This is a genomic window from Bradyrhizobium ottawaense, from assembly GCF_900099825.1.
Classification (GTDB): Bacteria; Pseudomonadota; Alphaproteobacteria; order Rhizobiales; family Xanthobacteraceae; genus Bradyrhizobium; species Bradyrhizobium ottawaense_A.
On record NZ_LT629693.1, the window covers coordinates 1565004 to 1587039 of the forward strand.

The following is a 22036-nucleotide window of genomic DNA, read 5'->3' on the forward strand; positions in this document are numbered from 1 at the left end:
TACGACCATCCCGCGCAAGACAACCGCATGGAGGAACCAATGAACGGACTTGGCGGCCTGAACAAATCCCCCGATGGCGTCGTCATCGGGCTGGTTCAATTGCAACTGCCCGTGGTCGTGACCCGGGCCGACCTGGCGCGGCAGACCGAGCGCATCGTCTATATGGTGGGCAAGGCACGACGGAATCTCGGCACCATGGACCTGGTGGTGTTTCCGGAATATTCGCTGCACGGCCTGTCGATGGACACCAACCCGGAAATCATGTGCCGGCTCGACGGCCCGGAGGTCGCGGCTTTCAAGCGCGCCTGCATCGACAACAAGATCTGGGGCTGCTTCTCCATCATGGAGTTCAACCCGGACGGAAATCCCTACAATTCCGGGCTCATTATCGACGATCACGGCGAGATCAAGCTCTATTACCGCAAATTCCATCCCTGGATTCCGGTCGAACCGTGGGAGCCCGGTGATATCGGCATTCCCATGATCGAGGGCCCGAAAGGCGCAAAACTCGCGCTGATCATCTGCCATGACGGCATGTTCCCGGAAATGGCGCGAGAGTGCGCCTACAAGGGCGCCGAGATCATGATCCGCACCGCCGGCTACACCGCGCCGATCCGCGAAAGCTGGCGCTTCACCAACCAGGCCAATGCGTTCCAGAACCTGATGGTGACTGCCAATGTCTGCATGTGCGGCTCCGACGGTTCGTTCGATTCCATGGGCGAAGGCATGATCGTGAATTTCGACGGCTCGATCATCGCCCACGGCACCACCGGCCGTGTCGACGAGATCATTACCGCCGAGGTCCGCCCCGATCTGGTGCGCGAGGCACGGATCCACTGGGGCGTCGAGAACAACATCTATCAACTCTGGCATCGCGGCTACGTCGCGGTGAAAGGCGGCGCGATGGATTGTCCCTACACCTTCATGCAGGACATGGTCGCCGGCACCTTCCGCCTGCCGTGGGAAGACCAGGTCAAGGTCACCGACGGCACCTCGTGCGGCTTCCCGGCGCCGACGCGGATGTTCGGCAAGACCGCGAAGGCGGCGGAGTGAATTGGGCCCCCTCCATCAACGCGTCGTCCCGGCCTTGCATAGCCACAAATGTCAGTTGCTGAAGGAAAGTCGTCGACCATCTTGCTAAATAATCTCTGCCGCGGCGTATGGGTCCCCGCGTACGCGGGGACGACGGGTTGATGGATACGACTTCTCGATCTCGCGGCGCGATGCGCCCGAAGTTTTGCAAGAAAACCTCACCCTCCAAATCAGAGGGCGCAGGGAAGACCGGGTGCGCGCTGCACCCGCGGTCTCGCGTGCAATAGATGCAACAAGATGCGCACACGAGCATACAGGTTCAGCGGAGAACACCCGGCCTTCCCTGCGCAATGGCTTTACGGCTTATACGTGATCGTCCTGGTGACCGGCTTTCTTGCCACCATCATCGGCGTAGGCTTTCGCTTCCGCCAACTTGACGCCAGCACCGGGGCGTCGGACCCAAACGATTTCGCCGTACGCGTCTGCCACGCTCGTCAGTCGCAGCCTTCGCGTCCACCGCTCCCTGCCCCTCGTTTGCGACGATGGCCAACGCCCCTCTGGTGGGACAGGATGGCGGGAGTTAGACTTTTGATTTGCCCGACGGGGCAACAGAAATATTTTTGCGCGAAGGGCTGGACAGACTTTTGGTGATTTGCCCGTCGGGTTGTTTTGTCGCAGGGCGACAAGTAAATTCGCCATTGCGTGCGCAAGCGAAGCACTCCATGGCGCCGCGTCCGCGGGTTGCCACGCCGACCGGCAGCGCAATTCCGGTTAACTCGTGGGTGCGAGGAAGCACAATCTGAGTTTGAGACCGGGCGAGTTATCAAGCATTTCTATCCGCACGCCGTGAAGGCGGGCGACGGCCGCGACCAAGCTGAGGCCGAGACCGTTCCCCGGGGTGTAACGGTTCTGTTCGAGCCGGTAAAAGCGCTTGAACACATGCTCATATTCGTCGGCTGGAATTCCCGGCCCGTCATCGGCAATCGAGATCACCGGTTGACCGTCAATGTTTTCGTTGGTGACGACCACCTGCCCTCCCGCGCGGCCATGCTTGATCGCATTGTCCACGACGTTGGCGATGGCATCAAAGATCAGATCACGATCGCCGGTCACCAGTACCTCACGGTCGCCGACAACCATGAGACGGGTTCCGTCCTGTTCGGCTGCGGCATCGTACAGTTCAACGACTTCACCGGCGACTTCGGCGAGGTTCACGGTGCGGAACGCTCCCTTGCGCGCCTGGGTCTCGATCTGTGCGATTCGCGTGAGTGACGAGAATATCCGCAACACGGCATCGAGGTCGGCGATCGTATCGCCGATCAGTGCCTGGTCGTCCTCACTGACGCGCCGACTGTGAAAGGCCTTCTCCAGCCGTCCGCGCATTCGCGTCAACGGCGTCCGCAGGTCGTGCGCGACGTTGTCGCTCACCTGCTTGACCTCCCCCATCAAGGTTTCGATGCGTTCCAGCATCAGATTGAGGTTTTCCGCCACGCGGTCCCATTCGTCATGGGTACCACGCAACGGGATACGCTTGTCGAGACCGCTGAGCATGATGGCCCGGCTGGTCGCGTTGATCGATTCAATCCGCCCGACGGTCCGCCGCGTCACCAGGATGCTCGCGACCGCCGCTATCAGGAACATCAATGCAACGCTCAGGATCACGGCTGTCTCAATCCTGTCGGTGAAGTTGTCGAGGTCGCTGACATCCTTGCCCACCAGCAGGCGATCGCCGCTTGCGAATGTTTCGAGCATTGCCCGCACGAGCGGAGGGTTGCTCGCGCCGGGCAGCGGCTCCGATCCGCGAAACTCGATCCATCCGCTGGCGGCCGCGACCGTCGATGGCCATGCCTTGAGGTTGCCGCTCACCGGGGTCAAAGAACGATCGACCAGCAGATAGGCATTGTCCGCAAAGCCCGTGTCGGCGATGCGTTGCTCAATCAGGGCGATCAGCCCGCCGCGGCCCGATCGCAGATAAGCACCCTGCAGGGTCGAATATTCGGCCAGGATCGCGCGATCCGACCGGCTGCGCACATAGGAGGAAGTCGACAAATAGACATAGCCGAATACGGCCATCACGATCACGCCGAACATCCCGATAGCGATCAGCGCCTGCTTGAACGTCGATGACGTCAGGGTCTTAGCCAGGAGCACGGAGACAATACCCGATGCCGCGAACGGTATGAATCAGCGGATAGGCCTGCTGGCCATCGACCTTGCGACGTACACGCCCGACATAGACGTCGATGATGTTCGTCGAAGGATCGAAATGAAGATCCCAGACGTGCTGCAGCAGCATCGCCCGGGATACGGCGCGGCCTTCGTTGCGCACTAGGTACTCAAGAAGCTGGAATTCCCGATGCAGCAGGGCAATTTCCTTGCCGCGGCGGCTCACGGTCCGCGATACCAAATCGATCGCGAGGTCGCCGACACGCAAGATCGTCTCCCTGGCAAAGGTGTCGCTGCGTCGTCCCAGCGCCTCGACACGTGCCAGCAATTCGACAAAGGAAAACGGTTTAACCAGATAGTCGTCGCCGCCGGCGCGCAGGCCGCGTACGCGATCGTCGACCTCCCCGAGCGCACTGATGATCAGGACGGGAGCGGCAATGCCGTCGTCGCGCAATTGACGCATGACCGCGATGCCGTCGATGTCCGGAAGCATGCGGTCGATCGTAATGATCGCATAGTCGCCGGTGGTGCCGCGGTTCAGCGCCTCCTTGCCGTTGGTCGCCAGGTCCACCTGGTAACCATTCGTCGTGAACGAATCCACGAGTTGGCCGGCGGTTTCCGGGTCGTCCTCGACGACCAGAATGCGGCGATGGCCTCCCGTCATGGCCTGTAGCCTCCGAACGGCGGATCAGCAGCCAAACTGGCTCGAAAAATCAACGCAATTGTGATCAAAAAGTTGCATCCGGGTTGTTTTCCCGCGAACCGCGCCGACGCGTCGGGCCCGCCACCGACGCGTCGCGTGTCGCTTCAGCGCCCGGTCAGATCGGCCGGACGATGCCGCATCGATCGCATATGTATCTGCAGCCTCAGTAATAGCCGTAGTCGCCGCAGACATTGATCAATCGCACGCCATATGGCGTCCACACCCGGCGCCAGCAGCTGTCGTAGGCGGCATAGGCAAAGGGTGCGCCGACGAACGCAAAGCGATGGAACCGGTGATGGCGGAAGAAGCGATGGTCCCGGAAGGCGAACCGCGAAAACCGGGGCGTGAAGGCGGCGTGCGCAAAGTGCGCAGTGGCGAAACGGGGGCCGCTGAACCGCGCACCGCCAGTCATGGCTCCGAAGTGCGGGCCTCCGCCCATGCCGCCGAAGTGCATGCCTCCGCCCATGCCGCCGGCATGCATTCCGCCTCCCATGCCGCCGCCATGCATTCCGCCTCCCATACCGCCGCCATGCATGCCGCCTCCCATTCCGCCACCGCCGCCGCCGCGCGCGAATGCCGGCGGCGCGAGAGCAAGTGTCGCACTCAGCGCACCTGCGATGAGGCAACTAAGGACTTTGTTGGTCATCCCAATCCTCCTCCGTGGTTGAATTGCCACGACGAAAGAGAGGCAAATGATCCAATGATTTCAACTGAATAATGTGACAGATTCTGACACGGAAGTTAGTTTCTCAACCTGCGGCAAGCAATGCCGAGCTGGAAGACACCACATTCACCGATGCCGAAAAGCTCGGCCGACGAGGTGATAGAATGACGGCGCGGAGATCGTCACTTCCGTTTGTCGCGTGAAGCGATGCGGGAACAGCTTCAATAGGCAGCTAGCTCCCATTCAGCAGCGACGTTCCGAACGCCCGCTTCCACACCGACAGGAAGCGCGGAAACCAGGAATGCGCGACGGCGCTCTGATACGCCCAGGTCTGATATTTCTGGCCCTTTTCCGACAGCAGTTCCTGATAGCCACCGTGGGTTTCGGTCGCGGTACGAATGTCGCGCAAGATGTCGCGCGCGCAAGACCGATAGGTATCGATGCCCCCGCATTCGTCGTAGTCCAGCATGCGGTCGGCGAATTCGACATTGAATGTCGGCCAGGACGAACGCCCCTGATAGGCCGGCGCCGCCAATCTGTGGATCATCTTGTTCAGCGGGTTATCCGCGGAAACCAGGAAGTGCGACGTATCCGGGATTCGAAACCGCGGTTCGGCGAGGATGAGATCCGTCGTGGCCGCGAACAAAGCGCGCTCGTTCGCGTCACTCAGATCCCAAAATCCCTGGTGCACGTTGACGAAATCCAGCGCCACGGAAGAGACCGGCGGCTGGTGATCGAAGTCCAGCGCGTGGCTGATATAGCCGTTCCGGCCGAACAACTGCAGGAGCTCGTTCTTATGTTGCGAAAGCGCGCGGCCGAGCAGCCGTTCCAGCTCGGTCCGTTCGATCACCCCGAGTTTGATGCCGCGCAGAAACGTGGCGTAGACGCTGGCATTGGTGACGAAGCGCCGGCGTTCGGCGCGGGTATCGGTGGCGGCAGATCGCGGCGCCATAGCATCACACAGCAAGGCCGAGAGGCCGTTGTGATCGAATCGTTGCAACGATCCGGCGAGGTCAAGGATCGCCCGCTTCAGGTCGTTGCGATACTCGGCCAGCAGCAGGCGTCCGGCATGCGCGCCTTGTGACATCGCCACATAGGATGACGGCCTCTGCTCCGCGGTCAGCAATTGCTCCAGACCCGCGAGGATGCCGAGCAGCGTATCCGAAGGCAGCGAGAAATAATTGATGCCGATGTAGCGGTTGCGTCCGGCGGGAACGATCGTGGTCGTGACGACACCGGCGCGAACCGCCTCCAGCATCAACCGCACGCTTTTTTCCAGCAGGCGAACCCTGCGCACCGCATCCGCGGCATCCATCACGGTTTCGGGATCGAGCACGTCGGGATAGAACCAGGCGAAGTCGCGCGGATAATAGGCGGATGCGTGCGGCGCACCGGTAACGAGAAAGGCTTCGGTCTCGGAAAACGCAGACTTCATCGAGTGCCGGTACAGCTCGTCGATCGCCGCCGAGAGATGATATTTTCGCAAGAACCGATCGCCGAGAAAATTGACAGCCTGAATACCGTTGGCGACAAAGGATGCGAACAGGCCCTGGTAAAATCTGACTTGGCGATGCGAGCGAAATGTAATCTGGCTATTCATAGGCCTAAAATGAGCGATGTCCGATGCGGCGGGTGTTACCTCGTTCGTACTGCAAACGCCATTGATTCGTCTCTGCGCCAGAGCGCGATGAATGTCATCGAACTGTCATATTGCTCGATGCGGATCAGGCTTACGACGTGTCAGCTTCGATTGATCGACGATCACGGAGATCCGCGCGACGACTCCGGCTGGATTTCGCACGCGGCTCTATCAGGAAGGTCTCCGAGCAGGTTCGATAGCTTGACGGCGAGCTTTCGAAGCCGGGCATTCTCCTCGAGCAGCTGCAGCAAATCATTGGCTTCCGCTGGTTGCGATTCAAGTGTCTCGGCCTCTTCAAGCAGAGGCGACAAGGCTGCAAGAAATTCGTCGCGTCGATCCTGCCGGTTGTGCGGCGGATGTCCGATACTCATGGCAAATCCCCGATCTGGACGCGCGCCGGCGGCGCGTTCAGGGGATAACGTCGATTGAGTCGGCGGCAAATTTGCGTCGGAAAAGGGATACGAGGCGGCGCGTTAGCGATCTGTCCGCACTACTATCCCGCCGCGTCCCGCGACTGAAAGTTCTCGATCAGGTATGTAGGGCGGGTTAGCGAAGCGTAACCCGCCGCCTTTTCGTCGAGCAAACGGCGGATTACGCTGCGCTAATCCGCCCTACCGCATCTGCTTCCCCCGGCCGAAAGTTCTCGATCAGCCGCACAGCGCCCGCGCTCCGGTATCGGCATCTGATACCTCGACATGCTCGTCGGGATGATGGCTGATGCCGCCGCGGCAGCGGACGAACAGCATCGCGACATCGGCAATGTCGATCATCGCCATGCCGTCATGCCCTGCCCCGCTCGGCAGTTCGAACACCGGAAAGCCTTCGCCGGCGACGGCTTCCGTCACCTGGGCCCTCAGGCTAACTGCGCGGGCCCATGATCATCGCAATGATCGCCGTGTGGATGGTGCAGTCGGCCATCGACGAGATAGTCGACATGGTCGCCATGCGGCACCTGTTCATGTCCGCAGTTTGGACCGTGTTCGTGTGAGCAGTGGACTTGGGGCGTGCATTTCACAGGATTTGTTGCATTGACTGGGAGGACATGCTCGTCCACGTGATCCCCATGCATATGATGGAGATGTCCGTCGTGAAGATAATCCACGTGACCCTCATGGCGAATGGCGGTGTGTCCACAATTCGGGCCATGCTGATGGGTGTGGTTGGCATGGTGTTTCTCGGTGCATGTGGTCATTGTCGACGCTCCTTGCGAACGGCTCGGGTGTCTCATCTAGCACTATCATTCAATGAGGTAGGGAGCCCGCCAGCGATGCCCAAGGACGATCGAACAATATGATTTGATCTATCAGATGTTATAACGTTACATCTTTATCTCGCTCCTTCAGGTCCGATGTCGGAGATGGCCGTTCTTTCAAACCCAAGTCCGGACCGGACATCGGCCAGACCAACGCCTGGTCCTGACGACTATCCTGCCCCGCCCATTTTGCCCGGCCGGAAATTCTCGATCAGCCGCAACAGCACCCGCGCGCCGGCGTCGGCGTCGGCGAGTTCGACGTGCTCGTCGGGATGGTGGCTGATGCCGCCGCGGCAGCGGACGAACAGCATCGCGACATCGGCAATGTCGATCATCGCCATGCCGTCATGCCCTGCCCCGCTCGGCAGTTCGAACACCGGATATCCCTCAGCGGCGACGGCTTCAGCGACCTGGGCTTTCAGCCACGGCGCGCAGGGCACGGTGCGGTTTTCGTGGGTGACGTCGACCTGAAGGCCAAGCGATCTGGATTTGGCAATGCTTTCGATGCGGCGAACGATATCGGCAACCGCCTTGCGGCGATGCGTATCGGTCGGCGCGCGGATGTCCATCGTGAACGACACTTTCCCGGGAATGACATTGGTCGCACCCGGCATCGCATTGATGTAACCGACGGTGCCGACCAGGCCGTCCGGATCGGTCCGGCACAGTTCCTCGATCGCGACGATGCATTCGGCAGCGCCCGTCAGCGCATCCCGGCGCAGCGCCATCGGCACGGTGCCGGCGTGGCCGGCCATGCCGGTGAGACTGGCCGCCAGCCGCGTCGCGCCCGCGATTGCGGTGACGACGCCGACCGGAAGCTGCTGCTTTTCCAGCACCGGCCCCTGCTCGATGTGCAATTCGACATAGCCAAGCAACTCGCCGCGGGCGCGCGCCGCCGCGCCGATGTGGTCGGGGTCGAGCCCGAACGCGATCATCGCCTCGCGCATGGTGATGCCGGCGCGGTCCTTGCCGGCGAGCACGCTCTCCACGAACGTGCCCGCCACCGCGCGGCTGCCGAGCAGCGTCGACGCAAAGCGCACGCCTTCCTCGTCGGCGAAGCCAACGACCTCGATCGCGAACGGCAAGCGCTTGCCTCTTCTGTGCAGATCGGCGACGCAGGAAATCGCGGTGATGACGCCGAGCGGCCCGTCCCATTTGCCGGCGTCACGCACCGTATCATAGTGAGAGCCCAGCATCAGGCACGGCAGGCCCGGACGCTCGCCCTCATAGCGGCCGCAGACATTGCCGATGGCGTCGAGCCGCGCGTTCATGCCGGCCTCAACCATCCAGGACAGGATCAGATCGGCGGCGATGCGGTGTTCGGGAGAAAGGAAAACCCGCGCCAGATGCTCCGGCGTTTCCGAGATCGTCCCGAGTTGGTTGATCCGGCGGGCGATTTCATCGCCGAGCTGGGGTTGGCTCGCCACCTTTGTATTGCTCATGCTGTTCCAGTGTCGCGGCGCATACCGCACGCTCCATCGATACAAGTTCAATGCCAGCGGATGAAACGCGGGACTTGGCGCGCTGCTGACTTTCTCACAGGTAGCAACCCCAGTCCGGCTGACCAGCCGCCATCAGGCGGAATCCGTGCATAAGCCAGCCTTCGGAAGGCGTCTTGCGGGCTAAGAATTGCTTAACCGTCTTGCATACAATTATAAAATGACGCCTAAATAATAATCTACTCAGCATCTGCTCAAACTTTGAACGACCGAACATCCTCCTAATTACTATAATAATTTCAATATCTTATTAAGTCATGCTCATAAGATGTGCTCTGGCACGAAGATTGCGACATGCCCTCTGAGCCCGCCGTGTCGGCGCGGCTGCGAGATAAGGGGCGGTTCGTCCGCCAGAGGGAGCAGGCATATGGATTTCAGCAGGATTTCACGACGACATCTGTTGCAGGGCGGCGCCGCGATGGCGCTCGGCGGCACGCTTGGTGGTCCCCTTGGCGCCGGCCGCGCCTTTGCGGCCGATACCACCATCGGCTTCATCTATGTCGGGTCGCGCGACGACTACGGCTACAACCAGGCGCATGCGGTGGGTGCGGCCGCGCTGAAGAAGATGCCCGGCCTGAAAGTGGTCGAGGAAGAAAAGGTCCCCGAGACCGACGCGGTCGAGAAGACCATGGAGTCGATGATCAATCTCGACGGCGCCTCGCTGCTGTTTCCGACCTCGTTCGGTTACTACAACCCGCACATGATCAAGATGGCGAACAAGTTTCCAAAGCTTCGCTTCGAACATTGCGGCGGCCAGTGGGCCGACAAGGATCCCAAGAATGCCGGCAGCTATTTCGGTTATATCGACGAGGCCCAGTATATTTCCGGGATCGTTGCCGGCTACTCCTCCAAGACCGGCAAGCTCGGTTTCGTCGCGGCGAAACCGATCCCCCAGGTGCTGCGCAACATCAACGCCTTCACGCTCGGCGCCAAACTCGCCAACCCGAAGGCGACCTGCCAGGTGATCTTCACCGGTGACTGGTCGATGCCGGTCAAGGAAGCCGAAGCCACCAACAGCCTGATCGACCAGGGCGTCGACGTCCTCACCTGTCACGTCGACGGTCCGAAGACCATGGTCGAGAACGCCGCGCGCCGCGGCGCCATGGTCTGCGGCTATCACGTCAACCAGTCGCCGCTGGCGCCAAAAGCCTATCTCACCGGGGCCGAATGGAACTGGGAGGCATTGTATCCGAAATTCGTCAAGATGATCGCGGCCGGCGAGACCATCCCGAACTTCTATCGCGGCGGCCTCAAGGAAGAGATCGTAAAATGCTCGCCCTACGGCGAAGCAGTCTCGGCCGAAGCGCGCAAGCACGCCGACGACATCAAGGCCAAGTTCCTGTCCGCCGACGGTTACACCATCTTCAAGGGCCCGATCATGGACAACAAGGGCAAGACCGTGATCACGGCCGGCACTGATCGCGGCCAGAAGGATCCTGAACTCGAGAAGATGGATTATCTGGTCGAGGGCGTGATCGGAGCCACTTCGTGACCACTGACGCGGCGGATCCGGCGGAGGCGATCGGCATTGCGCCGGCCGCCGATGCCGGATTCCTGCAACGCTACGGCGCCAGCATCGAATACATCCTGATCCCGGGCGCGGCGCTGGTCGGCGCGCTCGCGGTGTTCGGCGTGTTCGTGGCGCTGTTCGGCAAGAGCCCGCTCGACCTGTATTTCTACATGTACCAGGGCGCGTTCGGCACCTGGTTCTCCTGGCAGAACACGCTGACGCGCGCCGCCCCCCTGATCCTGACCGCGCTATGCACGGCGCTGCCGGCGCAGCTTGGTATGGTGATTATCGGCGGCGAAGGCGCGCTTCTGATCGGCGCGCTGTCGGCGACCTCGATCGCGCTGGCAATGCCGTGGGCGCCGCCCCTTGTCGTGCAGGTCGCGATGGTCTGCGCCGGCGTCGCCGGCGGCGGGCTCTGGATCATGCTGGCGGGCGCGATGCGGCAATACCGCGGCGTCAACGAAACCATTTCGAGTCTGCTGCTGGTCTATATCGGGCTAGCGATCCTCAACCATCTGGTCGAGGGACCGATGCGCGATCCGGGCAGCCTCAACAAGCCGTCGACCCGCGAGATCGGCGCCGCCAACATGATCGGCAGCATTCCCGGCACCGACATCCACTGGGGACTGGTGTTCGGCGTGATTGCCGCGATCGCGTCCTATATCCTGATCTATCACACCGTGTTCGGCTTCGCCGCGCGCGTCGCCGGCGGCAACATCCGCGCGGCGAAAATCGTCGGCCTCGGTGTCAGCAAGCTGATTCTCACGATCTGCTTTCTCGCCGGTGGCGCCGCGGGGTTGGCCGGCATGATCGAGGTCGCGGCGGTGCAGGGCCGCACCAACGCCAATCTCGCCGCGGGCTACGGCTTTACGGGCATCCTGGTCGCCTTCCTGGCACGGCAAAATCCGCTGGCGATCATTCCGGTCGCGATATTGCTTGGCGGCATCAGCGCCAGCGGCGGGCTGTTGCAGCGGCGGCTCGGCCTGCCCGACGCCTCGGTGCAGGTGCTGCAGGGGATCATCTTCGTGTTCGTGCTCGCCAGCGACGCGCTGTACGGACGCATCGGCTTCCTGAAAGGAAAATCCTGACATGGCGGATGGAACGATCGGACTCTGGACCGTCCCGCTCGCGGTGTTCGGCGGCGCCATCCGCGTCTCGACGCCGTTCCTGTTCGTCAGCTTAGGGGAATGCATCACCGAGCGTTCGGGCCGCATCAATCTCGGCCTCGAGGGCACGCTGGTGATGGGCGCGATGAGCGCCTACGGCATCTCCTATCTCACCGGCTCGCCCTGGCTCGGCGTGCTCGCCGCAGGCTTCACCGGCGCGCTGCTGGGCGCGCTGCATGCCGGGATCTGTTCGCTGCCGCGGGTCAACGACGTCGCGGTCGGCATCGCACTGATGCTGTTCGGCACGGGGCTCGCATTCTATCTCGGCAAACCGCTGATCGAGCCGACGGCGGCTCGCTTGCCGGCGATCGATTTCGGCTGGTGGAGCGATGTCTCCCAGGTCCGCGCGGCGCTGCGCATCAACGTGCTGTTTCTAATTGGCGTCGCGATTGCGCCGATTCTGTACTGGGCGTTCCGGACCACGCGCTGGGGTCTTCTGATCCGCACCGCCGGCGAAAGCTCGGATGCGGCGCGCGCGATGGGTTATTCGGTGCTGTGGATCCGGCTGCGCGCCACCATGGTCGGCGGTTTCCTCGCCGGGATCGGCGGCTCGTTCCTGTCGCTGTTCTATCCCGGCAGCTGGAATGAAGGCCTCTCCAGCGGCCAGGGCATCACCGCGGTGGCGCTGGTGATCTTCGCGCGCTGGGATCCGATGCTGTGCCTGTGGGCCTCGCTGGCGTTCGGCGGCGCCGCGGCGCTGGGACCTGCGCTGCAATCGGTCGGGGTCACCTCCGGCTATCACCTGTTCAACGCCGCGCCCTACATCCTGACGCTGGCGATCATGATCATCACCTGTTCGCCGAAGCGCACGCTGACCGGCGCGCCGGCGGAGTTGTCCATCACCCGATAGGCGAGAACGTGACATGCCCGAGCGCTACCTGAAATCCGAACCCTATGCGTGGCCCTATAACGGCGACCTGCGCCCGCAAAACACCGCACTCATCATCATCGACATGCAGACCGACTTCTGCGGCGTCGGCGGCTATGTCGACAAGATGGGCTACGACCTGTCGCTGACCCGCGCGCCGATCGAGCCGATCAAGAAACTGCTGGCGACCATGCGCGCGCAGGGCTTTCATATCATCCACACCCGCGAGGGCCACCGCCCTGACCTCACGGACCTGCCCGCCAACAAGCAGTGGCGCTCGCGCCAGATCGGCGCCGGGATCGGCGATCCCGGTCCTTGCGGCCGGGTGCTGGTGCGCGGCGAGCCCGGCTGGGAGATCATTCCGGACCTGGCGCCGCTGCCGGGCGAGCCCATCATCGACAAGCCCGGCAAGGGCTCGTTCTGCGCCACCGACCTCGAACTGATGCTGCGGCTGCGCGGCATCGAAAACATCGTGCTGACCGGCATCACCACCGACGTCTGCGTCCATACCACCATGCGCGAAGCCAACGACCGCGGCTTCGAATGCGTGCTGATCGAGGACTGCTGTGCGGCGACCGACAAGAGCAACCACGAGCACGCGCTGAAGATGATCAAGATGCAGGGCGGCGTGTTCGGCGCGGTCGCGACCTCCACCGCACTGATCGGGGCGCTGTCATGATCATCGGCGAAACGCCGCTTCCCAGTGGCGCGCTCGGCGTCGATGCCGTCGCCATGACCATGCGGTTCGGCGACTTCAAGGCGCTGGACAATGTCGCATTGAAAGTGCGCCCCGGCTCGTTCCACGCACTGCTCGGCGAAAACGGCGCCGGCAAAAGCACGCTGGTGAAATGCATCATGGGCTATTACCGCGCCACCGAGGGCGACGTGCTGGTCGGCGGCCGCGAGCAGGCGATCGCGAACCCTAAGGAAGCCCACGCGCTCGGGCTTGGCATGGTCTACCAGCATTTCACGCTGGTGCCGGCGATGACGGTCGCGGAAAACCTGGTGCTGGCGCGCGACGACGTGCCCGCCGTGGTCGACTGGGCCAGGGAGAAGAAGGAGCTCGAGGCGTTTCTGGCGCGGATGCCGTTCAAGGTGCCGCTCAACGCCAAGGTCTCGGATATCTCCGCCGGCGAGCGGCAGAAATGCGAGATCCTCAAGCAGCTCTATCTGAAGCGGCGTTTCCTGATTCTCGACGAGCCGACCTCGGTGCTGACGCCCGGCGAAGCCGACGAGGTGCTGGGCATGCTGCGCGCCATGGTGGTGGCCGGCGACCTCACCATCCTAATGATCACCCACAAGTTCCGCGAAGTGATGGCGTTTGCCGACGAGGTGACGATCCTGCGCCGCGGCAAGCTCGCCGGTGCCGGCAAGGTTTCCGAACTGACGCCGGACGACATGGCCCGCACCATGATCGGCGCCGAGCAGTTGACGGTGCAGCCGCCGCGGGTTGGCGAGGTCGGTGAGGTCCGGCTGGAACTGACAAAACTCAACGCGCTCGACGATGCCGGCGCGGTCGCGGTTCATGACGTGTCGCTGTCGGTGCGTGGCGGCGAAATCGTAGGGATCGCCGGCGTCTCCGGCAACGGCCAGCGCCAACTGGTCGAGGTGCTGGCCGGCCAGCGCGAGGCCGAGAGCGGCGAAGTCCGCGTCCGCGGCGATCTCTATTCGGCGAGCCGCGAGGAAATGCGCCGGCACAAGATGTCGCTATTGCCCGAGGAGCCCTTGAAGAACGCCTGCGTCGGCGGCATGAGCGTCGCCGACAACATCGCCTTCCGCGAATTCGACCGCGCGCCCTTTGCCAGCGGCGGCTGGTGGCTGAACAAGGCGGCGTTCCGCAAGAGCGCGATGCGCAAGATCGGGCTTTACAAGATCAAGACCCGCACGCCGGATACGCCGATCTCGGCGCTGTCGGGCGGCAACGTGCAGCGCGCGGTGCTGGCGCGCGAGCTCGGCGGCGAGGTCGAGGTGCTGATCGCTGCCAATCCCTGCTTCGGGCTGGACTTTGCCGCCGTAGCCCAAATCCACGCCGAGATCATGGCCGCGCGCAACCGCGGCGCCGCGGTGCTTCTGGTCAGCGAGGACCTCGACGAACTGCTCGAGTTGTCCGACCGGCTGGTCGTGATGTTCCACGGCGAATTCGTCCACGAGGCCCGCGCCAGCGAGGCCGACCTGACTGAAATCGGGCGGCATATGGCGGGGCACTAATGTTAGGAAACTGACGACAGTAACGGTCATGCACTGATGGTCGATATATCCACGTTGAGCCCGGCGGAGCGCGACGCGCACTTTCTGCGCCGGTCGTTCGAGATCGCCCGCCGCGCCATGAGCCACGGCAACCATCCCTTTGGCGCGCTGCTGGTCGATGCCGATGGCAACGTGCTGATCGAGGCCGAGAACGGCTACATGCCCGCGCATGACGGCACCGCGCATGCCGAGCGCCTGCTGGCGACGCAGGCCTGCACCACGATCCCGGCGGACGTGCTCCGCGCCGCCACACTCTACTCGTCGGCCGAGCCCTGCGCGATGTGCGCGGGCGCGATGTACTGGGCCGGGATCGGCCGGCTGGTCTACGGCCTGAGCGAACACCGGCTGCGCGACATCACCGGCAACCATCCGGAAAACCCGACGCTCAACCTGCCGTGCCGCGACGTCTTCGGCAGCGGCCAGCGCTCAACCGAGGTGGTCGGCCCGCTGCTGGAAGACGAGGCCGCCGCGCTGCACGACGGCGTGTGGGGCAAGTAGGGTTTTAGCCTCGGCCGCTCCCAACTTACCGCCGTCCGTGCGGTATCTGTACCGTGCTGCGTTCCCCGGATGCTGCGCAGCGCGCCGCATTTGCGGCGTGGTGCGCTGCTAATCCGGGGTCCACACGCCGCAGCGATGGGTCCCGGCTCTGCGGCGCAGCGTTACACGCTGCACCGCGTCCGGGACACGAAGGTTTCGACCTTCTTCAAACAGAAAAATGGCGCCGCGGGGAACATCGCGGCGCCATCGCTTTGTCACCTGTGGAGATGATCAGGTGGTTAGAACTTCACAGTGATGCCCGAATAGAGCGAGGACTCGGTGCAGGCACCGGTCGGACGGTTGACGCCGCCAATGGTCGCGGAGCAGGCAACCGAGGGGGCGTTGTGGTCTTCGCCGAACTTGTTCTGCCAGTAGCGGTAAGCAACCCAGACGTCGACGAAGTGCGAGTACTTCGGACCCCAGAACGCCTTGGAAGCGTCGAAGGTCAGACGGATCGGCTCGGAGTTAAATTCGACCTTGGTCGGGAACACGTTGTTCGCAGGATTGTTCGGCAGCGGTGCGGTATCCGATCCCTTCGGGCCGTACCATGCCAGGCGTCCGCTGACCGAGAAGAACTGCATGTTCTCGGGCAGGAAGCCGAGGTCCATGTAGTAGTTGGTCTCGATCGCCCAGGTCGGCTTGAACCTCATGTTGCCGTCGGGGTTACAGCCCACACCCGGAATGTTGTTGATCGTCCAGCCGGCGCCGCACTGGCTGTAGCTGTCATGATTGGCGTACTCCCAGTAGACCAAGGGAGCGAGGTTGAAGTAACCCTTGTAGGGCAGGTCGAAGGCGAACTGCAGACCGGCAACGACGTCACGCTTGGCGGCGCCGAAATAGCGGTTCTCGGTGTTGGCATCCATGCCCACTTCGAACGACACGTTGTGCAGCGGCCCCATCGAGAAGGCCTTGGTGTTGAAGATCTCGTTGAAGCCGAAGGTCGAGCGGAACAGGCCATAAACCTCGCTGGCGCCGGCGCAGCTCGCCGCAACGGTCGCGAAGCCGTTCAGGGGATCGGTGATCGCTCCCGTGCTCGTGCAGGGATTGGCCGAGTCGTTCTTGCCCGACTTGTAGAGCGAGACGGTAAAGAAGTTGGTGCCGTAGGCCCAGGCGTCGAAGTGGGTGAACGAGTAGACCTGCTTGGCCTCCTTGGCGTTGATCGTGCCGTTCGGGTTGAGCGACCACGCGCCGGGCTGAGCCGCGGTGAAGATGTAGGAGAATGTCACCCGATCGTCGATGACGAGGAAGAACGGAAGATCCTTCGGCGGGGGCGGCGCTTTGACCTTGTAGGGAAGATCGGCCGCCGCGGCGTAGCCAGCCGGTACGAGCGTAGCAAGTGACAGCGCCGCTGCTGCCAATGTTCTGCGAAGACTAGACATCCCAATTTACCCCCAAGTTGAACGACCGAATGATCGAGGCCCTTGGAGGCGACCCTTGCGCCGTTCACATGAAGTGAGAAGCCTCAAGATTCCCCATGGCTTGCTGCAAGTTTCATCAAGAAGAAGGGAGGGTTGCGCTGCTTGTGCGGCGGACGGCCGGTCGACTGCCGGGACAAAGCAATCTCCGGTAGAACCGGATTTTTCACTTGTGCCCGGAAGAATTGGGGTTTTCTGCGACGATCGGGCGCAGGAGTTCCGCGCAAAATGCGCGAACAGGGCATTCAAGGCGACGCGTACACAGATGCGACAAAATTGCTCAAGTTCTCAGCAGTGCTGCCTAGGACATTTCGAATTGTCTGGACCGTCACAAATTTACAACAACGTGACAGGCGTTTTGCCGGTCACCGGCGCCACGCGGCGCACCGACGCGGGCTCAACGAGAGCCCCGGATCGAAAGCGCCACGAATCCGGCCGGGAATCGCGCCGCTTCCGTTTTGCCAAAGAGTTGAGCAAAGGCTGGCGCTTTTTCCCCACTTACGCATGCGTCCAAACTGGCACAGTATTGAGGCATCCTTTCCTCAGACGCGTGACAACGAATGTTGGATTCGACGCCTGCCGCGCTGCACACAGGTAGCACGCCGCTGCTCCAGACAGTCGGGTTGACCAAGCGGTACGGCACCTTCCTCGCCAACGATGCGATCGACATCGAGATCCGGCCGCAGGAAATCCATGCCCTGCTCGGCGAGAACGGCGCGGGAAAGTCGACGCTGGTCAAAACCATCTACGGACTGGTGCAGCCGAGCGAGGGCGAGATGCTCTGGCAGGGCGAGAAAATGGTTCTGTCAGGTCCGTCGGAAGCCCGCCGCCGCGGTATCGGCATGGTGTTCCAGCACTTCTCGCTGTTCGACAATCTCACCGTCGCCGAGAACGTGGCGCTTGGGCTCGACGGCAAGGAATCCTTCAAGGACATGTCGGCACGTCTTGAAGAAGTATCCCGTGTTTACGGGCTTCCGCTCGATCCCAGGCGCCAGGTCTGGCAGTTGTCGGTCGGCGAGCGTCAGCGCATCGAGATCGTCCGTGCGCTGATGCAGAATCCGAAATTCCTGATCCTCGACGAACCGACCGCGGTGCTGACGCCGCAGGAAGCCGACCAGCTCTTCGTCGTGCTCAACCGCCTGAAGTCCGAGGGGCGTGCGATCCTCTATATCAGCCACAAGCTGGACGAGGTGAAACGGCTCTGCGACACCGCCACCATCCTGCGCGGCGGCAAGAAGATATCGACCTGCAATCCCAAGGCGGAGACCGCGGCATCGCTGGCGCGCATGATGGTCGGCGGCGAGATCAAGGAAGTGAAGGCCGCGGCGAACCGCCAGACCACGGTGCCGCGGCTCGTGGTCAACGACCTCAGTCTCGAGCCGGACGATCCGCACGGCGTACGGCTCCAGCACATCTCCTTCGAACTCAAGGGTGGTGAAATCTTGGGCATTGCCGGCGTTGCCGGTAACGGCCAGGACGAATTGTTCGCAGCCCTTTCGGGCGAGCGGCTGGCGCAGGACCCGGGCACGGTCGTGATCGACGGACATGCCGCGGGACACCTTTCGATCACCAAGCGACGCAAGCTCGGCGCGGCCTTCGTTCCCGAGGAGCGGCTCGGTCACGGCACCGCGCCGCGGATGCGGCTTTCCGAGAACGCACTGCTGACCGGTCATGCCGCCAGCGGCATGGTCCAGCACGGCTTCGTCAACACCGCAGCGACCCTCAACACGGTCGACAAGGCCACCGCGGCCTTTGATGTCCGCAAGGCCAAGCGCGATCCCGAGGCTGCCAGCCTGTCCGGCGGCAATTTGCAGAAATTCATCGTCGGCCGCGAAATCCTGCGTAACCCGGGGGTGCTGGTCGTGAGCCAGCCGACCTGGGGCGTCGATGCCGGTGCGGCCGCCGTGATCCGGCAGGCGCTGCTCGATCTTGCCGCCGCCGGTGCTGCGGTGCTGGTCACCAGCCAGGACCTCGACGAGCTCGCCGAAATCACCGACCGCATTGCCGTGATGTTCCACGGCCATTTGTCGGCACCGATGGCCACCAGCGAAGCCAGCCGGGAAAAACTCGGACTGTTGATGGGCGGAGCCAGTCTGGAACAGAAGGAAGCGGCGCATGCAGTTGGTGCTTGAAAAGCGCGCCGAGCGATCGAACACGATCGCGCTGATTTCGCCCTTGATCGCGATCGGGCTCACGATCGTGACCATGAGCATTCTGTTCGTCATCCTCGGCAAAAATCCGATCTCGGCGCTTGGTGTCTACTTCATCGACCCGCTCACCGACAGCTATTCGCTGCAGGAGATCGCCGTGAAGGCATCGCCTTTGGTGATGATCGCGATCGGCCTGTCGCTGTGCTATCTCGCCAACGCCTGGAATATCGGCGCCGAAGGCCAGTTCCTGGTCGGCGCGGTGGCCGGTAGCTGGCTCGCGGTGAAGACCAACGGCACCGATGCGGGCTATTGGGTGATGCCGGCAATGCTGCTGCTGGGCGCTGCGGCCGGCGCGCTCTATGCCCTGATCCCGGCGATCTGCAGGGTCCGGTTCGGCGCCAGCGAAATCCTGACCAGCCTGATGCTGGTCTATGTCGCCGATCTCTTTCTCGACTATCTCGTGCGCGGTCCGTGGCGCGATCCCAAGGGCTTCAACTTTCCGACTACCGCCGAGTTCGATCCGGTCGCGACCGTGCCGGTGTTGATCGACGGCGGCCGCCTGCACCTCGGCGCCGTGATTGCGCTGGTCGTGGTGGCGGCTGGCGCGGTGCTGCTCGGGAGGACCATCAAGGGGTTTGAAATCCGCGTGGTCGGCGCCGCCCCGCGCGCCGCCCGCTTCGGCGGCTTCAACTCCAACCAGCTGATCCTCCTGACCTTCGCGATCTCGGGCGCGCTGGCGGGGCTGGCCGGGATCATCGAGGTCGCCGGTCCCGTCGGTCATCTGCAGCCCGGCATCTCGCCCGGCTACGGCTTCACCGCGATCATCGTCGCCTTCCTGGGGCGGCTGAACCCGGTTGGAATATTAATTGCAGGACTTTTTCTCGCACTCACCTTTATCGGCGGCGAGCAGGCCCAGATCGCAATGAAGATCCCGTTGGACGTCACCAAGGTTTTCCAGGGCATCCTGCTGTTCTATGTGCTCGCCTGCGATTCCCTCATTCTCTACCGGTTCAAGCTTATTTTCGCGTCAGCAAAGGTGGCCTGATGGAGCTCGTCGAAGCCATCATCCTTGCGGTGCTCGCGGCCTCCACGCCGCTGCTGCTGGCTGCGACCGGCGAACTCGTCACCGAGCGCGCCGGCGTGCTGAACCTCGGCGTCGAAGGCATGATGATCGTGGGCGCGGCCTGCGGCTTCGGCGGCGCCTGGATGTCCGGCTCGATCATCGTCGGTGCGCTATGCGGGATTATCGCCGGCACCCTGCTGTCGCTGATCTTCGCGCTGATGACGCTGGGGCTCGCGGTCAACCAGGTCGCGACCGGTCTGGCGCTGACCATCCTCGGCATCGGACTGTCGGGCCTGATCGGCGCCCGCTTCGTCGGCGAGAAGATCACGCCGGCGCCGCATCTCCATATTCCCGCTCTCACCGATATCCCGCTGGCCGGCCGGATCCTGTTCGGCGAGGACGGCTTCGTCTACCTGTCGCTGGCGCTGGTCGTCGCGGTCTGGCTCTTCCTCTACAAGACGCGGGCCGGGCTGATCCTGCGCGCCGCCGGCGACAACCACGTCTCGGCGCATGCACTCGGCTATCCCGTGCTGCGGATCCGGATGTATGCGGTGATGTTCGGCGGCGCCTGCGCAGGCCTTGCCGGCGCCTACCTGCCGCTCGCCTATACGCCGTTCTTCATTCCCGGCATGACCGCCGGCCGCGGCTGGATCGCGCTGGCGCTGGTGGTGTTCGCATCCTGGCGGCCGGGGCGGCTGGTGATCGGCGCCTATCTGTTCGGCGCGGTGACGATCCTGCAATTGCACGCTCAAGGCTGGGGCGTCGGCATCCCCTCGCAATTCATGTCGGCATTGCCTTACCTCGCCACCGTCATCGTCCTCGTTCTCATTTCACGCGCACGCAGCGGCGGCTCGACCGCGCCGGCGGCACTCGGGACGGTGTTCGTGCCCGATCGATAGAGATACCCGAAGCGGGCGCGATGGGGCGCGTGCGCATCGGGAGTGACAGTCCACCCCTTCAGTAACCGGAGAAATTACATGAGAAAGATTCTCATCGCGACGACGGCAGCGGTGATTGCCGTCGGAGCAAGTCTGGCCGGCGCTTCCGCCGCGGACAAACTGAAAGTCGGCTTCATCTATCTCGGCCCGGTCGGCGACCTCGGCTGGACCTATCAGCACGACGTCGCCCGCCAGGCGATGGTGAAGGAGTTCGGCGACAAGGTCGAAACCACCTTCCTCGAAAACGTCAGCGAAGGCCCGGACTCCGAGCGTTCGATCGAACAGCTCGCCCGCGCCGGCAACAAGCTGATCTTCACCACTTCGTTCGGCTACATGGAGCCGACGCTGAAGGTCGCCAAGAAATATCCCAAGATTCATTTCGAACACGCCACCGGCTACAAGCGCGCCGAAAACGTTTCGACCTATTCCGGCCGGTTCTATGAAGGCCGCTACATCCAGGGCATCATCGCCGCCAAGATGTCGAAGAGCGGCGTGCTCGGCTACATCGGCTCGTTCCCGATTCCGGAAGTCATCTCCGGCATCAACGCCACGATCCTGGGCGCGCAGACCATCAATCCCAACATCAAAGTCAAGATCATCTGGGCGAACTCGTGGTTCGATCCAGGCAAGGAAGCCGACGCCGCCAAGGCGCTGCTCGACCAGGGCGCCGACGTGATCATGCAGCACACGGATTCGCCGGCCGCGATGCAGATCGCTTCCGAGCGCGGCAAGCTGGCGTTCGGCCAGGACTCCGAAATGATCAAGTTCGGTCCGAAGTCGCAGCTCACCTCGATCATGGACAATTGGGGCCCCTACTACATCGAGCGCGTCAAGGCCGAGCTCGACGGCACCTGGAAGTCGGAAGATTTCTGGGGCGGCCTGAAGACCAAGATCGTGATGATGGCGCCCTACACCAACATGCCCGACGACGTGAAGAAGCTGGCGGAAGAAACCGAAGCCGCCATCACCGACGGCAAGCTGCAGCCGTTCAAGTGTCCGGTCATCGGCCAGGACGGCAAGGAAGTCGAATGCAAGGGCGGCAGCCATCTCGACGATGGCCAGGTGCTCGGCATGAACTTCTACGTCAAGGGCATCGACGACAAGATCCCCGGCAAGTAGGGGCTGAGGGGGACCAGCGCGACGACCAAGGTCCGGGCGGAAACGCCCGGACTTTTTTTGCGCTTGGA

General features: G+C 62.8%; 18 protein-coding genes and 1 pseudogene. 11 read left to right on the top strand and 8 right to left on the bottom strand.

Annotated elements, in window-relative coordinates; translation table 11 throughout:
• Positions 1-39: 39 nt before the first annotated feature.
• Entirely contained in the window at positions 40-1053 is a 1014-nt protein-coding gene (locus BLR13_RS07320) for a formamidase (protein WP_074825892.1), read from the top strand.
• Positions 1054-1803: 750 nt separating this feature from the next.
• On the opposite strand, the gene BLR13_RS07325 is transcribed toward BLR13_RS07320, so the two are convergent.
• The 7 genes and pseudogenes from BLR13_RS07325 to BLR13_RS07360 form a co-directional block, all read right to left on the bottom strand.
• Positions 1804-3123: a sensor histidine kinase gene (locus BLR13_RS07325; RefSeq protein WP_244525114.1), complete on the bottom strand. Its 1320-nt coding sequence runs from the start codon at positions 3121-3123 to the stop codon at positions 1804-1806.
• Between the two features lie 46 nt (positions 3124-3169).
• Complete coding sequence (locus BLR13_RS07330) at positions 3170-3862, bottom strand: response regulator transcription factor (protein WP_074825888.1); 693 nt, start codon at positions 3860-3862, stop codon at positions 3170-3172.
• Positions 3863-4064: 202 nt separating this feature from the next.
• The gene (locus BLR13_RS07335) at positions 4065-4547 is read right to left on the bottom strand and encodes a hypothetical protein (protein ID WP_074825887.1); all 483 of its coding nucleotides are present in this window, start codon (positions 4545-4547) and stop codon (positions 4065-4067) included.
• A 250-nt stretch (positions 4548-4797) separates the two neighbouring features.
• Entirely contained in the window at positions 4798-6165 is a 1368-nt protein-coding gene (locus BLR13_RS07340; RefSeq protein ID WP_074825885.1) for a hypothetical protein, read from the bottom strand.
• Positions 6166-6326: 161 nt separating this feature from the next.
• On the bottom strand, positions 6327-6644 hold the full coding sequence (locus BLR13_RS07345) for a hypothetical protein (protein ID WP_143039784.1): 318 nt from the start codon (positions 6642-6644) through the stop codon (positions 6327-6329).
• 151 nt (positions 6645-6795) lie between these two features.
• Positions 6796-7040 (bottom strand): annotated as a pseudogene (locus BLR13_RS07350) (M20/M25/M40 family metallo-hydrolase); the annotation flags it as partial.
• 586 nt (positions 7041-7626) lie between these two features.
• Positions 7627-8898, bottom strand: coding sequence for an allantoate amidohydrolase (locus tag BLR13_RS07360; RefSeq protein ID WP_074825879.1), 1272 nt, complete (start codon positions 8896-8898; stop codon positions 7627-7629).
• 424 nt (positions 8899-9322) lie between these two features.
• On the opposite strand from BLR13_RS07360, the gene BLR13_RS07370 reads away from it, so the two are divergent.
• Genes BLR13_RS07370 through BLR13_RS07395 form a run of 6 tightly spaced genes read left to right on the top strand, consistent with a single transcriptional unit; the run spans position 9323 to position 15244 of the window.
• Positions 9323-10447, top strand: a complete 1125-nt coding sequence (locus BLR13_RS07370; RefSeq protein ID WP_074825877.1) for a BMP family ABC transporter substrate-binding protein — start codon at positions 9323-9325, stop codon at positions 10445-10447.
• On the top strand, positions 10444-11553 hold the full coding sequence (locus BLR13_RS07375; protein WP_074825876.1) for an ABC transporter permease: 1110 nt from the start codon (positions 10444-10446) through the stop codon (positions 11551-11553). The genes BLR13_RS07370 and BLR13_RS07375 overlap by 4 nt, the downstream gene beginning before the upstream one ends.
• 1 nt (position 11554) lies before the next feature.
• Positions 11555-12481, top strand: a complete 927-nt coding sequence (locus BLR13_RS07380; RefSeq protein WP_074825875.1) for an ABC transporter permease — start codon at positions 11555-11557, stop codon at positions 12479-12481.
• 13 nt (positions 12482-12494) lie between these two features.
• On the top strand, positions 12495-13178 hold the full coding sequence (biuH, locus tag BLR13_RS07385) for a biuret amidohydrolase (protein ID WP_074825873.1): 684 nt from the start codon (positions 12495-12497) through the stop codon (positions 13176-13178).
• Positions 13175-14707 carry an ABC transporter ATP-binding protein gene (locus tag BLR13_RS07390; protein WP_074825871.1) on the top strand — a complete coding sequence of 511 codons (1533 nt, stop codon included), beginning with the start codon at positions 13175-13177 and terminating at the stop codon, positions 14705-14707. The genes biuH and BLR13_RS07390 overlap by 4 nt, the downstream gene beginning before the upstream one ends.
• Before the next feature lie 36 nt (positions 14708-14743).
• Positions 14744-15244 carry a nucleoside deaminase gene (locus BLR13_RS07395; protein ID WP_074825868.1) on the top strand — a complete coding sequence of 167 codons (501 nt, stop codon included), beginning with the start codon at positions 14744-14746 and terminating at the stop codon, positions 15242-15244.
• A gap of 278 nt (positions 15245-15522) precedes the next feature.
• Here BLR13_RS07395 and BLR13_RS07400 read toward each other — a convergent pair whose 3' ends face one another.
• Entirely contained in the window at positions 15523-16662 is a 1140-nt protein-coding gene (locus BLR13_RS07400) for a hypothetical protein (protein ID WP_074825866.1), read from the bottom strand.
• 596 nt (positions 16663-17258) lie between these two features.
• On the opposite strand from BLR13_RS07400, the gene BLR13_RS07405 reads away from it, so the two are divergent.
• From BLR13_RS07405 to BLR13_RS07420, 4 genes are all read left to right on the top strand, one after another.
• Entirely contained in the window at positions 17259-18830 is a 1572-nt protein-coding gene (locus BLR13_RS07405; protein ID WP_074825864.1) for an ABC transporter ATP-binding protein, read from the top strand.
• Positions 18814-19893, top strand: coding sequence for an ABC transporter permease (locus BLR13_RS07410; protein WP_074825862.1), 1080 nt, complete (start codon positions 18814-18816; stop codon positions 19891-19893). The genes BLR13_RS07405 and BLR13_RS07410 overlap by 17 nt, the downstream gene beginning before the upstream one ends.
• Positions 19893-20810, top strand: coding sequence for an ABC transporter permease (locus tag BLR13_RS07415; RefSeq protein ID WP_074825861.1), 918 nt, complete (start codon positions 19893-19895; stop codon positions 20808-20810). Before BLR13_RS07410 ends, BLR13_RS07415 begins: the two co-directional genes overlap by 1 nt.
• A gap of 78 nt (positions 20811-20888) precedes the next feature.
• Positions 20889-21968: a BMP family ABC transporter substrate-binding protein gene (locus BLR13_RS07420; RefSeq protein ID WP_074825859.1), complete on the top strand. Its 1080-nt coding sequence runs from the start codon at positions 20889-20891 to the stop codon at positions 21966-21968.
• The last annotated feature ends 68 nt before the right edge of the window (positions 21969-22036 follow it).

Bases quoted from the DNA above. Each gene is read 5' to 3' on its own strand.
- BLR13_RS07320 (WP_074825892.1), top strand. From the start codon at position 40: ATGAACGGACTTGGCGGCCTGAACAAATCCCCCGATGGCGTCGTCATC.
- BLR13_RS07325 (WP_244525114.1), bottom strand. From the start codon at position 3,123: ATGTTCGGCGTGATCGTGATGGCCGTATTCGGCTATGTCTATTTGTCG.
- BLR13_RS07330 (WP_074825888.1), bottom strand. From the start codon at position 3,862: ATGACGGGAGGCCATCGCCGCATTCTGGTCGTCGAGGACGACCCGGAA.
- BLR13_RS07335 (WP_074825887.1), bottom strand. From the start codon at position 4,547: ATGACCAACAAAGTCCTTAGTTGCCTCATCGCAGGTGCGCTGAGTGCG.
- BLR13_RS07340 (WP_074825885.1), bottom strand. From the start codon at position 6,165: ATGAATAGCCAGATTACATTTCGCTCGCATCGCCAAGTCAGATTTTAC.
- BLR13_RS07360 (WP_074825879.1), bottom strand. From the start codon at position 8,898: ATGAGCAATACAAAGGTGGCGAGCCAACCCCAGCTCGGCGATGAAATC.
- BLR13_RS07370 (WP_074825877.1), top strand. From the start codon at position 9,323: ATGGATTTCAGCAGGATTTCACGACGACATCTGTTGCAGGGCGGCGCC.
- BLR13_RS07380 (WP_074825875.1), top strand. From the start codon at position 11,555: ATGGCGGATGGAACGATCGGACTCTGGACCGTCCCGCTCGCGGTGTTC.
- biuH (WP_074825873.1), top strand. From the start codon at position 12,495: ATGCCCGAGCGCTACCTGAAATCCGAACCCTATGCGTGGCCCTATAAC.
- BLR13_RS07390 (WP_074825871.1), top strand. From the start codon at position 13,175: ATGATCATCGGCGAAACGCCGCTTCCCAGTGGCGCGCTCGGCGTCGAT.
- BLR13_RS07395 (WP_074825868.1), top strand. From the start codon at position 14,744: ATGGTCGATATATCCACGTTGAGCCCGGCGGAGCGCGACGCGCACTTT.
- BLR13_RS07400 (WP_074825866.1), bottom strand. From the start codon at position 16,662: ATGTCTAGTCTTCGCAGAACATTGGCAGCAGCGGCGCTGTCACTTGCT.
- BLR13_RS07405 (WP_074825864.1), top strand. From the start codon at position 17,259: ATGTTGGATTCGACGCCTGCCGCGCTGCACACAGGTAGCACGCCGCTG.
- BLR13_RS07410 (WP_074825862.1), top strand. From the start codon at position 18,814: ATGCAGTTGGTGCTTGAAAAGCGCGCCGAGCGATCGAACACGATCGCG.
- BLR13_RS07415 (WP_074825861.1), top strand. From the start codon at position 19,893: ATGGAGCTCGTCGAAGCCATCATCCTTGCGGTGCTCGCGGCCTCCACG.
- BLR13_RS07420 (WP_074825859.1), top strand. From the start codon at position 20,889: ATGAGAAAGATTCTCATCGCGACGACGGCAGCGGTGATTGCCGTCGGA.